We start from the raw sequence: 16,051 nt of genomic DNA, 5'->3' as shown, positions 1-16,051 counted from the left end.
ATATTAGATATTTGAATATTAAGCTGTATTTTGAGTAAAAGATGTATATGAATTTTATTTAGTTTTAATAATTGTTTGGGAGGCGAATTGTATGATTTTAGTTAGTGGATGTTTATGTGGAGTCAACTGTAAATATGATGGTGGAAATAATTTGAATAAGAACATATTAGAACTTCTTAAGGAAGGAAAAGCAGTTATTGTATGTCCTGAACAATTAGGAGGACTAAAAACACCAAGAATACCAAGTGAAATTGTTGGTGGAACAGGTAAAGAAGTTCTAGACGGTAAAGCTAAGGTACTTGGTAAGGATGGTTCCGATGTTACAGAGGAATTTCTTAAAGGCGCTTATGAAACTTTAAATATTGCTAAGAACATAAATGCAGAGTATGTTATATTGAAAGGAAGAAGCCCATCTTGTGGCTTAGGAGAAATATATTCAGGAAAGTTTAATGGGGAAAAAAAACAAGGGAATGGTGTAACCTGTGAACTTTTACTTCAAAATGGATTTAAAGTTAAAACAGAAAATGATTTTTAGGAGGTATATATAAATGAATAAGGATATGAGAGATAAAGCAAGAGAACTTTACAATGGAAGTTGTAGAGTATGTAAGGTATGTAATGGAGTAGCTTGTGCAGGGGAAGTTCCTGGCATGGGGGGAAAGGGAACTGGTGATTCTTTTATAAGAAATGTTAAGGCATTAGAAGAAATAAAGCTTAATATGAGAACAATTCACAATGCAAAAAATCCAAGTACATCTACTGAGTTTTTCGGAAAGACAATGGAATTACCACTTTTTGCAGCTCCTATAACAGGAACAATGTTAAATATGGGTGGAAAAGTTAGTGAAAGAGAGTATATTGAGGGCGTTGTTAAAGGATGCTTAGATGCAGGTATATATCCTATGGTGGGAGATACTGCAGTTGATTTATGCTTAACTACTAACTTAGAAGTAATAGAAGAGTACAATGGACAAGGAATTGTATTTATAAAACCATGGAAAAATGAGGTTGTAATAGAGAAAATAAAGATGGCAGAAAAAGCAGGAGCTTTAGCTATAGGCGTAGATATTGATGCAGCTGGTCTTATAACTTTAGCTATGCATGGAAAGCCTGTTGAACCTAAAAACTTAGAAGAAATAAAAGAATTAGTTGATTCAACTAATTTACCTTTTATATTAAAAGGAATAATGACACCAGATGAGGCTGAATTGGCAGTAGAAGCAGGAGTAGATGCCATAGTAGTATCAAATCATGGAGGAAGAGTTTTAGATCAAACACCAGCGACCTGTGAAGTATTACCTGAGATAGCAGCTAGAGTTAAAGGAAAAGTTAAGATTTTAGTTGATGGTGGAGTTAGAACTGGTGTTGATATATTAAAGATGATAGCTTTAGGAGCAGATGGTGTTTTAATAGGAAGACCATTTATAACAGCTACTTTTGCTGATGGAGCTAAAGGTGTAGAAGGGTACGTTAATGACTTAAAAGGTGAATTGAAATCAGCAATGGTATTAACAGGATGCAATTCAATAGAAAATATAGACAATAGAGTTATCTATAAAAAGTAGGTTTTGTATGGTTTTGATTTTCACACAGAGATTTATTTGTGTGAAAATCAAAAGTATTTTAAAGCTAGTTAAAAAATATCTTATTGTTAAGTAAAGTAAGTTATAAAATTTATGGAGGAAAACTATATGAAAGTTTTTGCACATAGAGGGCTTAGTGGCAAATATCCAGAAAATACTTTATTAGCATTTAAAGAAGCTTTAAATTTTCATATATACGGGATAGAGCTTGATGTTCATAAGAGTAAGGATGGAAAATTAGTAGTTATACATGATGAGGATATTAAAAGAACCTTTAATGGCAAAGGAGAAATTAAGGATTATACATTTAAAGAGCTTAGAGAGTTTAATTGTAAAAAAGAAGGCTTTCAAAATAATAATGAGTGCAGAATTCCATTATTAGAAGAAGTCTTTGAGCTTATAAGGAATAAAGATGTAATTTTAAATATAGAAATTAAAAATGACATAATAGATTATGAGTATGTTGAAAAAGATATACTAGAGTTAATAAATAAATATAAATGTTGGAGTAAAATACTTATTTCAAGTTTTAATCATAAGGCATTAGAAAGATTCAAGAGTTTGAAGCATGATGCAAAACTAGGAGTTCTTTATGAAGAAGAGATACCTAACATAATTGAATATGCTAAGGAATTAGGAGCTTATGCAATACATCCAGCCAAATCTCTTGTAACAGAAGAATTAGTGAAAAATGCTCATGAAGTAGGAATAAAGGTTAATGTTTATACTGTAAATGAAGAGGCAGATATTGAAAAGTTAAAAAATTATGGAGTAGATGCTATATTTACTGATTATGCAGATAAAGCATTAGAGTATTTAAAATAAAAAAATATCTAGGATATTTTAATCCTAGATATTTTTTTTATTGTTTTGGGGGTTTAGAAACAAGAATTTTTTGTGCTGATGATTGAGGCGGTATAGAATTAGTAAAGGCATTACTAAGAACTATAAAAACATAATCACCCTTTTCAATAGTAGGTTTTTCATTTGAAGTATTTGTTTCACAACCTTTCAAGTACTCAGTTTGATCTCCTACTATAGCTATAAGTTCTTCTTCGTAAACAGAGCAGCTTTTTAGATAGCCTTTAACTCTTACCATTAGAGTTTTTCCATCGGATGCAGTATTAACTTCAAGAACTCTTCCCATAAACAGTGGAGGTTTAAGTTCTTTAGAAGAAACAAGCACACTAGTAAACAATAGCATAGCTAATAAAGTAAGAGTGAATTTTTTAAATTTCATAAATGCACCTCCTTAAAATAAATGATAAAAATATTATTACTTACTTAAAATTTTTTATTCATTTTATTATGTTTATTTTTTAGAAAAATTTAGCTTTACATATTTTATTTGTTGTAATAAACATGGCTTTATTTGAATAAACATATATAGGAAAAATATGATTTGAGGAGGAAGTATGAAAGTTAAAGCTATAAAAAGTTTTTTAGCAACTACAATGGCAATGACTTTTCTGGTTAGTGTTGGACAAGGAGCTGTACTAACTAAGGCAAATACTAAGAATAATATGAAATATGTAACAGAAGCATTTGGAGCAATTCCAACGAAAGAACAAGTTGATTATCAAAAAGAAGAGCTTACAGCATTTATACATTTTGGAGTGAATACATTTACAGGTAGAGAGTGGGGAGATGGCACAGAAAACCCAGAAATATTTAATCCAACTAATTTAGATGCAGATCAGTGGGTAAGTACTTTGGCTGAAGCTGGTTTTGAAAGAGTAATATTAACAGCAAAACATCATGATGGATTCTGTTTATGGGATAGTGCTTATACAGATCATGATGTGGCAAGCAGTCCTTGGAAAAATGGAGAGGGTGATGTTGTAAAAGAGGTTTCTGAGGCCTGTGCTAAATATGGTGTAAAATTTGGAGTTTATCTTTCACCATGGGACCAAAATTCAGAGAATTATGGAGAAGGTAATGGTGGAGATTATAATGAGTTTTATATGAACCAGTTAAGAGAGTTATTAACGAATTATGGTCCTATAGCTGAAGTTTGGATGGATGGAGCTAAGGGATCAAATGTAGAACAAGAATATAAATTTGAAGAATGGTTTGATCTTATAAAAGAGTTACAACCAGAGTGTTTAATATTTAGTCCACAAGGACCTGACATTAGATGGATTGGAAATGAAAAAGGATATGCAGGCGAACCTTGTTGGTCAACTATAGACATTGAAAAAATGAAGGAAAGAGAAAATCCAACTTATTTAAATCATGGAGAAGAAGGTGGACCAGATTGGGTAGTTGGAGAGTCTGATGTATCAATACGACCAGGTTGGTTCTATCACGATTCTCAAGATAATGAGGTCAAATCCTTAGAGAAGATGATGGATATTTATTTTAAATCAATTGGAAGAAATTCAGTATTGTTATTAAATGTACCTCCTAACAAAGAAGGAAGATTACATGAAAATGATGTTAATAGATTAAATGAGTTTGGAAATACAATTAGAGATACTTTTGATGAGGATTTAGTATTAAATAAAGAAATAACTGTTGATAGTTTTGTCAATAATGATGAAGCCTATGGCGCTAGCAAAATTGTAGATGGAGATTATGATACTTATTGGGCTCCTGATAATGGAAGTAGAACTGGTGCTATTGAAATAGATTTAGGTGAAAGTAAAGAATTCGACGTTATTTCAATACAGGAATATATTCCATTAGGACAAAGAATATCTAGTTTTAATGTTGAAGTATTACAAGGAGAAACTTGGAATAAGGTTTATGAAGGAGAGACTGTAGGATATAAGAGACTTATTAGAATACCGCCAACTAAGGGTCAAAAAATAAGAATAAATATAACAGGTTCATTAGAGGTTCCATTAATAAATAATATTGGAGTTTATAAACAACCTGCAAACATAGAATTACCAGCAGGTCCACCAGCAGGATTAAAAGTATTAAATGATGATAATAAGGGAAATGAATTAGAGCAATTTAATTTTAGTGATGGATGGGTATATGAAACTGCTCATGGTGATAATGATTTAGGTGGAGATGCTCATTATACAACTAAATCAAATGCTACAGTTAATATTAAATTTAATGGTACTAAATTTTTCTTATCAGGAACAAAGGAACCAGGTCATGGAATAATGGAAGTTTCCATAGATGGAGGAAATCCTGTAGAAGTTGATCTATATTCTCCTGATAGAAAATCTAAACAGATAGTTTTTGAAAGTGAAGATTTAACTAATGGAGAACATGAAGTTACTGTTAAATGTACAGGTAGAAAGAATTCAAATGCTAGAGGAACAGCTGCTCATTTAGATGGAGCTTATGTATTAGACAATGATGGAAAAGGTATGGTTGAATTTGAACAAGTTAATTATGAAGTTAGTGAAGGTATAGGAACTGCAACTTTTAAAGTTGTAAGAAAAGGTGGAAGTAATGGAAAACTTGAAGTGAATTATGATACCTTATCAGGAACTGCTTTAAATGGAGTTGATTATCAAACTTGGTCTGGTACCTTAGCTTTTAATGAAGGGGAGACAGAAAAAACTTTTGATATAACTATTATAGATGATAAAGAAAAAGAGGAGTCTAAGGAATTCTATGTAAAATTAAGTGATCCAATAGGGGGAATATTAGGATTTAATCCAAGAGCTACAGTTACTATTATTGATGATGAGCAGATTAAAATAGAGACAACTGAAGTTGGAGATGGATTACATCAATTTAACTTTTCAGAAGGCTGGAATGTAGAGCAAGGAGCTGTATGGACTAAGGACATGAATGCTACTTTCTCTATTAAATTTAAAGGAAAGCAAATTTCTTTAGTAGGAGCTAAGGACCCTAACCATGGTATATATGAGATTTCAATAGATGGAGGAGAATTTGTAGAGGTTGATCCTTATGCAGAAAATAGAACTCCAAATCAAGTTGTATATGAAAGTGGAGTATTACCTAGTGAAGAGCATACTTTAAGCTTTAGATTAAAGGGTGAAAATCCTCATGGGGGTAGACCAGATGGTCAAATTAATTATGCTTTAGTAGATACTAGTGAAGATCAGTTGATTGAGCCAGAAAGACCTACAACAGATTTAAACAAAGATGGTAAAGTTGATATTGGGGACTTATCATTAGCTTCTAAACACTACGGCGAAAATATTAAAGAATATGATATAAATGGTGATGGAATTGTTGATGAATTTGAGTTAAATGCAATAATGAAAGATATATTAAAGTAAAAATTTTAAGCTGTATCTATAATACTTAAATAATAAAGTATATAATGAAAAACTCTTTAAATACTTTATTAAATTTTAAGTAAAGATACAGCTTTTTTTTAATTACAAATATTACAATTAATGTAAGAATATGTTATTATGATTAAGAAGAAAATTATAGAAGGGGGAGGAATCATGAAAAGAAAATTTTTAAAGAAAGTAGCTTTAGCAGTTTCCTTAATGGTAGTAGGTCAATCTGTATATTCCTTTGCTAAAACTAGTAGCTTCAATGAAATAGGAAATAATATTTCAAATGAAAACATTGATTTAGATAAGTTAGCATTATGGTATGATGAGCCAGCTACGGATTGGGAAAATGAGGCGCTTCCAATTGGAAATGGATATATTGGTGGAATGATTTTTGGAAGTGTGGAAAGCGAAAGAATACAATATAATGAAAAAACTTTATGGTCAGGTGGACCAGGAGCTTGGGAAGATTATAATGGAGGAAACAAAGAGGGAGCTTGGGAAGCTGTACAGGAGATAAGAAGAATATTAGACGAAGGTGGTACTCCATCAAATGAATTATATCAAAGGGTATGTGGAGATCAAAGAGCTTATGGAGCTTACCAAAATTTTGGAGATATTTTCTTAGATTTCAAATCTCATGAAAGTAGTAAGGTTACTAACTATAGAAGAGAGCTTAATATTGAGGAATCTTTATCTACAGTTAAATACACTTATAATGGAGTAAACTATGAAAGAGAATATTTCACTAGTTATCCTGATAATGTAATGGTTATCAAACTAAAGGCTGATAAGGGATCTTCAATAACTGTTGATGTAAGAAATGAGGGTGCTCATGATGGAAAGCAACTTTCAGTTGAAAATAATACATTAACTTTAAGTGGAGCTATACCAGACAATGGAATGAAATATGAATCTCAAATTAAGGTGATTAATAGTGGAGGTTCAATTCAAGATAAAGAAGACAAAATAAGTGTTGAAAATGCTGACGAAGTGACAATAATAATGAGTGTAGGAACTGATTATGTAAATGAATATCCAACTTATAAGGGTGAGGATCCTCATAATGCAGTAACAGAAAGAGTAAATAATGCTATATCTTTAGGATATGATGAGCTAAAAAACAGACATTTAGAGGATTATAAGGAGCTTTTTGATAGAGTAAATCTAAATTTAGGAGAACTTAAATTAGACAAGCCAACTGATGATATGCTTGAAGAATATAAAACAAATCCATCTAACAGTTTAGAAACTTTATTTTTCCAATATGGAAGATATCTTTTAATTTCCTCTTCTAGAGAGGGAAGTTTACCAGCTAACTTACAAGGGGTTTGGAATAATTCTAATAATCCGCCTTGGAGCTCAGACTATCATTTTAACGTAAATTTACAGATGAATTATTGGCCAGCAGAGGTAGCGAATCTATCTGAAACTGCTATTCCTTTAGTTGAATATGTAGAGAGTTTAAGAGAGCCTGGAAGAGTTACTGCAGAAATGCATTGTGGAATAGAAGATGCACCAGAAAAGAAAAATGGATGGACAGTAAATACCATGAATAATCCTTTTGGATTCACAGCTATGGGTTGGGAGTTCGATTGGGGATGGGCTCCAACGTCAAATGCATGGATAAGTCAAAATCTTTGGGAACACTATCAGTTCACTGATGATGTGGATTATTTAAGAGATAATATATATCCTATTATGAAGGAAGCTGCTCAGTTTTGGACTCAGTTTTTAGTTGAATATACTCATAGTGATGGAAAAACATATTTAGTTTCATCACCAAGTTATTCTCCAGAACAAGGACCAAGGACTGTTGGAACAACTTTTGACCAAGAGCTTATTTGGCAGTTATTCACGGATACTATAAAAGCTAGTGAAACTTTAGGAGTGGATGAGGAATTTAGAGCAGAGTTAGAAGATAAAAGAGAGAGACTCTTAAAGCCACAAATAGGTAAATATGGACAAGTACAAGAGTGGAAGGATGACATAGATGATCCAAATAATAAGCATAGACATATCTCACACCTTGTAGGACTTTATCCAGGAACTCAAATAAACCAAAAGGATACTCCAGAATTATATGATGCTGCTAGGGTTACAATGAACCACAGAGGTGATGGAGGAACAGGTTGGTCTAAGGCCAATAAAATAAATCTTTGGGCTAGACTATTAGATGGAGATAGAGCTCACAGTTTGTTAAAAAATCAATTAACTACAAGTACATTAGATAACTTATTTGATACTCATCCACCTTTCCAAATAGATGGAAATATGGGAGCTGTATCTGGAATGTCTGAGATGCTTATACAAAGTCATTTAGGTACAATTAATCCATTACCAGCTTTACCAGCAGCTTGGGAAGATGGTAGCTTTGATGGATTAAAAGCTAGAGGAAACTTTGAGGTTTCAGCTAATTGGAATAATAATTCATTAAATCTTTTAAAGATTAAATCAGGATCAGGTAATGACTGTTATTTAGAATATCAAGGAATAACAGAAGCAGTTATAACAGATGCAGATGGAAATGAGATTAAGCCAGAGGTTGTTTCAGAAAATGTAGTTAAATTCCCTACAGAAGTTGGTGGAGAATACAAAGTTGAAGGAATGCCTATGGAAAAACCAGTAAAGGTTGAAGGATTAAAGGCCTTAAGAAGTGGTGATAACTCAGTTTCATTAAAGTGGAATAAAGCAAAATTTGCAGAAAGCTATGATGTTTATAGAAAAGGAGAAGGAGAATTTGAATTAATAGCAGAAAGTATAGAAACAGAAGAATATATTGATGAAAATGCTCCTTCAGATGATGATTACACTTATGTATATTATGTAGTTGCAAAGAATTCAGAAGGAGTAGGAGAAGCTTCAGAGAATGTTGCAGTTGAAACAAGTGTTTATTTAAGTGATTTAGAATGGAAAAGCGCTTCAATAGGCTATGGAACAATAAAGAAGGATGCTAGCTGTGATGGAAATACAATAACATTAAAAGGTGAAAATGGAGAGGGAGTTTCTTATGATAAAGGAATAGGAACTCATGCTCATTCAGAAATAGTTTATAACTTAGATGGTTTAGACTATTATGATTATTTTGAAACTTTTGTTGGAGTAGATCAAGAGATGGCTGGTTCAGTAGCATCTATATCATTTGAAGTGTATTTAGATGATGAAAAAGTTTTTGATAGTGGTTTAATGACAGGCGATACTCCACAAAAGCATGTTAAGGTTCCTATAGCTGGAAAAGAAACTCTTAAATTAGTAGTTAAAGATGGTGGAAATGGTATAGGTTCTGACCATGGAAGTTTTGGAGATGCTAAGTTAACAAAGGTTCATGCAACAAGTAATGCAGAACTTAAATCCGTAGCAATAAATGGAAATGGTTTAGAAGGATTTAATGGAAGTAATTATGAGTACTCTTATGAATTTAAAAAGGGAGAAAACCTACAAAATTTAAACATTGAGGCAGAAGCTATGTCTCCAGGTGCCAATGTTGAAATTATAAAGCCAGAAGAACTTCCAGGAGAGGCATTAATAAAAGTTACATCTAAAGATGGAACTATGAATAGAGAATATAAAATAGCAATAAAGCCATATGTAATTGTGGATGAGAGCATCATTGTTGATTATGACTTTGAAAATCCTTTAAATTTAGGAGAAGATAGTTCAGAAAATAATTTCCATGGAGTAATAACTGGAAATATAACTCAAGTAGATTCAGAGGATGGAAAAGCTGCAGACTTTGGAGATGGATATATAAAGGTTGAAAGTAATGATTCACTAAAGTTAACTGATAATATTGTTGTGGAAACAGAGGTTTATTTAGATGAATATACAGGATATTGGCAAAAGATAGCTCAAAAAATAAATAATGGAACTGGTAAAGGTGGGTTTTTAATAGATGTATCTCCTCAAGGAAAATTAAGATTCCATGCTGAAGGATCAATAACTCAATTTGTATCTAATAAAGCAATACCTTTAAATGAATGGACTAATATAAAGGTTGTATTTGAACATTCAAAAGGAGAGGCTTCCATCTATATAAATGGAGAGTTAGATAAGACTGTAAAACCAAGTGCAACCTTAGAAGTTAGTGATCTACCATTAGTTATAGGTGCAGATGGTAATGGAAATGATAAGTTAAAAGGAAAATTAAACAATTTAACTATTTCTTCAATAGAAAGTAGAGTTGCTAGTAGTAATGCTAATTTAAGTGGTATTTCTATTAGTGGAGAATCTATGGATGAATTCCAAGAAGATGTATTAGAATATGAAGTCAAGTTACCAGAGGGAACAATTAATGCTCCAGAAGTAACGGCAACATCAGAAGATTCAAATGCTACTATTGAAATAGAAAATACTGAATTTGCACCTGGAGTTACTAAAATAAAAGTTATAGCAGAAGATGGTACAAAGAAAGTTTATACTATTAATTTTACTGTTGAGGAAAGCAATCCATTAAGAGCAGACTTTAATAAAAATGGAGAAATAGATTTAGGAGACTTATCCCTAGCTTCTAAGAATTTTGGTTCTAATAACAGTGAGTTTGACTTAGATGGTGATGGATTAGTAGGTGAATATGAAATAAACTTTATATCTAGTGAAATTTTAAAGTAAAAATTAGGAATAAAAATTAGAAATAAAATTAGCTCTCTATGAATATTAATATAATAGAGAGCTTTTTTATTTTGCAAAATGAGAGGGGATTTAGAATGAGATTTTATTCATCTTAATCTAAATTAAGCTTATATTGACTAAAAGTTTAATACTTTGTCTAGTATATAAAAAAATTTAAAAGGGGGAGAAGAATTTGTTAAAAGGGAGCAAGAGAACTGTAGCCCTAGTTGTTTTAGGCAGCTTTTTAGCTACAACATCACACCAATTATTTTTGGGGGGAAAGAGTGTAGATGCAAGGGAATATCCAGATAGTGAAATGCCAACTATAGGAGAGGAATTTACCGGAGAAGAGTGGAATAATAATCCTGAGATTTATCAAGTTAATAGAGAAGAATCTCATGCATCATTCACTTCTTTTAGTAATAGTGAATTAGCTTTAGAGGATTCTAAGAAACCTGTAAATGAGAGAGGGGTAAGAACTGATACAGAGTACCATAAACTTTTAAATGGCGAGTGGGATTTCAATATTGTAGATAAGCCTGCAGATAGACCTACGGCAGTTGATGAAAACGGTTTTGAAACATCAGGATGGACTAAGATAAAAGTTCCAAGCAACTGGCAAACTGAAGGGTTTGACTATCCTATATATACCAATACAACATATCCTTGGACAGGAAGAGAGAATCCTAAGCCACCTAATGCACCAACTGAATATAATCCAGTAGGAACTTATCAGAGAACATTTACAGTTCCTGATAATTGGAAAGAAGGCAGAAGGGTTTATATGTCTTTCCAAGGAGTTGAATCTGCTTTTTACCTCTGGATTAACGGACATAAAGTAGGATATGGAGAAGATAGTTACACTGCAGATGATTTTGATATAACTGACTACTTAAAAGAAGGTGAAAATACTGTTTCTGTTCAGGTATTTAGATGGAGTGATGGTAGCTGGCTAGAAGATCAGGATTTTATAAGATTAAGTGGTATCTTTAGAGATGTTTCAATATATTCTACACCAGAAGTTAAAATTAGAGATTTTAAAATAGAAACGGAGTTAGATGACACATATACAGATGCCAACTTAAAATTGGATGTGGAGCTTACAAATTATTTGAAAAACAATGAAGAGTACACTGTAGAGGCTAAGCTTTATGATGAAAATTATGAAGAGGTTTTAGATGCTCCAATAACAATGAGTACCGATTTCAATGGAGCAACAGATTATAATAGTGAAGCCACTAAAGTTAAGTTAACAGCTAATGTAGACGTTAAAAATCCTAAAAAATGGTCAGCAGAAGATCCGAATTTATATACTATGGTTTTATCCTTAAAAGATAAGGATGGAAATGAAGTTGAGGCTACAAGTACAAAGATAGGATTCAGAGAGTTCAAGATACATGGAGAGCAAATGCTTATAAATGGACAGCCTATAATGTTTAAAGGGGTTAATAGGCATGAAACAGATCCAAATGACGGAAGAGCTGTTTCTATTGAAAGTATGATACAAGATATTGAGTTAATGAAGGCAAATAATATAAATTCAGTTAGAACATCTCATTATCCAAATAATACAGCATTCTTAGAATTATGTGATGAGTATGGATTATATCTAGTTGGAGAGGCTAATATAGAATCTCATGGAGTTAGAAACTATCTACCAGGAGATATGCCAGAATGGTTTGGAGCTTGTCTAGATAGAGTTAAAAATATGGTTCAAAGAGATCAAAACCATGCATCTATTGTCATATGGTCCTTAGGAAATGAAGCTGGTGGAGGAGAAACATTTAATATTTTATCTGATTGGATACACGATAATGATACAACAAGACCTGTCCATTACGAGGGAGATTATAGTGATCCTACAGTTTCTGATATATATAGTCACATGTATTTAAGTCCAAATGCGGTTGAAAACATAGGAAAGCAAGGGGGCAAACCTTTCATACTTTGTGAATATGCTCATGCTATGGGAAATAGTAATGGTAACTTTGATCAATACATGGAGGCCTTTGAAAAGTATGATAATCTCCAAGGTGGATTTATATGGGACTGGGTTGACCAAGCTTTATATAAAGATGTAGAGACAATTAAATACTCACCTGATTCTAGTTCTAATGGCTTTAAAGGAATTCCTAAGGAAGGAGAAGCTGTTGAGGGAAAAGATGGACAAGGATTTAAAGGTTATATGACTTTTGATCAAGCTGATGAATTAAATGTTACTGGAAAAGGAGTAACCTTAGAAGCATGGGTTAAACCGGAAGGTGGTAATCAAGACAATGTTTTTGTAGCAAAAGGAGATACTCAATTTGCTATAAAGGAAACAGCTAACTTCCAACATACTGGTAAGAGAGCAATAGAATTCTTTATTTATGATGCTAATGGAAGTGAGTGGGTTGCTGCTAAGACTATGGAGATACCAAGTGATTGGGTAAATAATTGGCATAAGATTGCAGGTACTTTTGATGGAAACCAACTTAAACTTTATATAGATGGAGAGGAAGTTGCATCGACAAACTACACAGGTTCAATTACAGCGAGTAATTATCCATTAACAATAGGAGGAGATGCTCAAAAGAATAGTAGAAGTAATGCTGCTATAGACTCTGTACGTGTATACAATAGAGCCTTAAGCAAAGATGAATTAAATGATGAAAATAGAAAGCCAGATGAAAACACTGTTTTATGGATGGACTTTGAAGAGTGGAAGGAAGAAAGTACTTCTCAAGATGGATCAACTAAGTATTTAGCTTATGGCGGAGATTGGGGAGATAATCCTAATGATGATAACTTCTGTGCAAATGGAATGATTACAGCTGAGAGAGAAGAAAAGCCACAACTTAAAGAGGTTAAGTATGGTTATCAAAATATAGAAATAAATAATGTAAATGCTGCTGAAGGATTAATAGAGATAGAAAATGAATTCTTATTTACTAATCTTAATGAATATAAGATGGTTTGGGAATTAAATAAGGATGATGAAGTTGTTCAAAGTGGAGAAATGAACTTAGATATAAGTCCACTTGAAAGAACCAATGTTCAGATTGATTTAAATAGACCAGAATCTATAGATAATGGAGCAGAGTATTGGTTAAATATAAGATTTGAAACTTTAGAGGATGAAAAGTGGGCTAATGCAGGGCATATAATAGCTACAGAACAATTTGGAATTGATTTTTCAGAGGAAAGTAAGGATGTAGTAGATGTTGCTTCAATGAATGATGTTGAAATAACTAATAACGATGATACTAATTTAACTTTAAGAGGAACTGATTTCGAATTAAACTTCAATAAGGTTAAAGGTAACATTGATTCTTTCAAAAACAATGGAAAAGAATTATTAAGTGCTCCAATAGAACCTGATTTTTGGAGAGCGCCAGTTGATAATGATAAAGAAAATGGAATGCCAAATAGAACAGGAACATGGAAGAATGCAGGTAAAAATAGAACAATAGGTAATGTTACTGTTACAGAGGATGAAAGTGGAAAGTTTGTAACAATAGAAGCAAGTGCTACTTTACCGACTACAACGGCTTCAAACTATAAAAATATAATAAAAGTTTATGGAGATGGAGAGGTTGTTATAACTTCTGAACTTAATCCAGGAGCTTCAAATCTACCAGAGATTCCTGCCATTGGAATGGAATTTAATATGCCAGCTGAATTTGAAAACTTAGACTGGTATGGAAGAGGACCTCAAGAAAACTATTGGGATAGAAATAAAGGAGCTCATGTAGGAGTATATAGTTCAACTGTAGAAGATCAATTCTTTAAATATATAGAGCCATCAGAAATGGGAAATAAAACTGATATAAGATGGATGACTCTTACTAATAATGATGGAGTTGGATTAATGGTTTCAGGAGATCCTTATGTAGAAGCATCAGCTCTTCATTACACAGAAGAGGAACTTGGAAGTAAGAAGCATCCTCATGAACTTGTAAAATCAGAGGATGTTGTGGTTAATGTTAACTATAGACAAATGGGAGTAGGTGGAGATGATGCCTGGGGTGCTAGACCAAAACCAGAATATACTCTTTATCCAAATCAAGATTACGTATATAGAATGGTGTTAAGACCTATTAATACAGAGGCTCAATCACCGATGGAATTAAATAAATTAGATGCTCCTTACGAGGTTAAGGGAGAACAGGAAAGTATAGAAGTAAAAACTTTAGTTGGAGAAGCACCAGTTTTACCAAAGAAAACACAGGTAGAACTTACTGATGGAGCATTGAAAGAAGTAGGCATAACTTGGAATGAAATAGATCCTGAGTCATACAGTAAGATTGGAACTTTCCAAGTAGAAGGAACAATTAAGGGAACTTCAAATAAAATAACTGCTAATATAACTGTTAGAGATATTGTTGAGGCTGATAAAATAGATGTTCAAACAATAATAGGTAAAGAACCAGTTTTACCTAATTCAGTAGAAATAGTTTATACTGACGGTGAGAAGGTAGTTACTAATGTAATTTGGGATGAAATTTTAGAAGAGGATTACTCAAAAGAAGGGGTAATAAAAGTTAATGGAGTAGCTGAGGTTAATGGTAAAAACCTTGAAACTATTGCAACGGTTAACGTAGCTAGAGGAGAATATGCAAGTGATTTAGATTGGGAAAGTGCAAATCAAGGATGGAGTACTCCAAAGAAAGATACTTCAGTTGATGGAAATCAAATAAGATTAACTGATGGATTAAAGTCTATGAGTTTTGAAAAAGGATTAGGAACACATACAGATTCAACTATTGTCTACGATGTTTCAGGTAAAGATTATGATTATTTTGAATCTTACATTGGCTTAGATACTGAAACAGGTTCTAAGAGTGATGGAGCTATATTCAAAGTTTTAGTAGATGGTGAAGAAGTATATGATAGTGGTGTTGTTAAACCAGGAGAAAGATCTAAGAATATTAAGCTAGATATAAAAGGAGCTTCTAAGATAACTCTAAAAACTTTAAAGAATGGACATGACTGGGAAGATCATACTGATTGGGCCAATGCAATGTTCACTTATGAGGTTAAGGTTGCTGATGAAGAATTAGGAACATTAATAAATAATGCTAAGGAAATACACAATAATGCAGTTGAAGGAGTTAATGTTGGAGAATATCATAGTGGCTCTAAGAGTGAGTTAGAAAAGGCTATAGTTTTAGCAGAGGAAGTTTATAATAATAGCGAATCTTCAAATGAAGAGAAAGAAAATGTTAAACTTTCATTAAATGCTACTTTAGAAAAATTTGAAAGTCTAAAAATAACTGGAACTACAGGTGATCTAAATGAAAATGGTAAATTTGAAATCGGTGATTTAGCTATGGTTTCTAAACATTACGGAAAGAATTCAACAGATAATGCTGACGAATGGGAAACTATTGAAAAATATGATTTAAATAAAGATGAAAAAATAGATCATTATGAATTAGATTTTACAAGTCGTAAAGCATTAAACTAAATAATAATTAATAGAAGATGCTGTATCAAAAATAACTTAAAATAAAACTTATAAATATATTCAGAGAATTGCTAGATATTCTCTTCATATTATTTATAAGTTTTATTGTTTAACTTTTGATATAGTCTCTTCTTTTTTTACTTTTAAGGTGAATAATAAGAGCCTTTTCGGAAATAATACTTAAAAGGAGG

7 protein-coding genes are annotated in these 16,051 nt (G+C 32.2%); 6 read left to right on the top strand and 1 reads right to left on the bottom strand.

Annotated features, from left to right (window positions below; genetic code table 11):
- The first annotated feature begins 91 nt into the window (after positions 1-91).
- The 3 genes from OIF33_RS03780 to OIF33_RS03770 all read left to right on the top strand — a co-directional run bounded on the left by OIF33_RS03780 (position 92) and on the right by OIF33_RS03770 (position 2,408).
- Positions 92-535, top strand: a complete 444-nt coding sequence (locus tag OIF33_RS03780) for a DUF523 domain-containing protein (protein ID WP_322502893.1) — start codon at positions 92-94, stop codon at positions 533-535.
- A 13-nt stretch (positions 536-548) separates the two neighbouring features.
- A complete protein-coding gene (locus OIF33_RS03775; RefSeq protein WP_322502892.1) occupies positions 549-1,565 on the top strand; it encodes an alpha-hydroxy-acid oxidizing protein in 1,017 nt (338 codons plus the stop codon).
- 126 nt (positions 1,566-1,691) lie between these two features.
- Positions 1,692-2,408 (top strand): glycerophosphodiester phosphodiesterase, encoded by a 717-nt coding sequence (locus OIF33_RS03770; protein ID WP_322502891.1) that lies wholly within the window; start codon positions 1,692-1,694, stop codon positions 2,406-2,408.
- A 37-nt stretch (positions 2,409-2,445) separates the two neighbouring features.
- On the opposite strand, the gene OIF33_RS03765 is transcribed toward OIF33_RS03770, so the two are convergent.
- Positions 2,446-2,823: a hypothetical protein gene (locus tag OIF33_RS03765; RefSeq protein ID WP_322502890.1), complete on the bottom strand. Its 378-nt coding sequence runs from the start codon at positions 2,821-2,823 to the stop codon at positions 2,446-2,448.
- A gap of 175 nt (positions 2,824-2,998) precedes the next feature.
- Between OIF33_RS03765 and OIF33_RS03760 the strand changes: the two genes are divergently transcribed.
- The 3 genes from OIF33_RS03760 (at position 2,999) to OIF33_RS03750 (ending at position 15,860) form a co-directional block, all read left to right on the top strand.
- On the top strand, positions 2,999-5,797 hold the full coding sequence (locus OIF33_RS03760; protein WP_322502889.1) for an alpha-L-fucosidase: 2,799 nt from the start codon (positions 2,999-3,001) through the stop codon (positions 5,795-5,797).
- A gap of 174 nt (positions 5,798-5,971) precedes the next feature.
- Complete coding sequence (locus tag OIF33_RS03755) at positions 5,972-10,411, top strand: glycosyl hydrolase family 95 catalytic domain-containing protein (RefSeq protein WP_322502888.1); 4,440 nt, start codon at positions 5,972-5,974, stop codon at positions 10,409-10,411.
- Positions 10,412-10,604: 193 nt separating this feature from the next.
- Complete coding sequence (locus tag OIF33_RS03750) at positions 10,605-15,860, top strand: glycoside hydrolase family 2 TIM barrel-domain containing protein (protein WP_322502887.1); 5,256 nt, start codon at positions 10,605-10,607, stop codon at positions 15,858-15,860.
- The last annotated feature ends 191 nt before the right edge of the window (positions 15,861-16,051 follow it).

The sequence above is a fragment of the Clostridium sp. LIBA-8841 genome (assembly GCF_034439435.1).
GTDB lineage: Bacteria > Bacillota > Clostridia > Clostridiales > Clostridiaceae > Sarcina.
The sequence above is the reverse complement of the archived record's forward strand: the minus strand, read 5'-3'. Positions and strand labels throughout refer to the sequence as shown.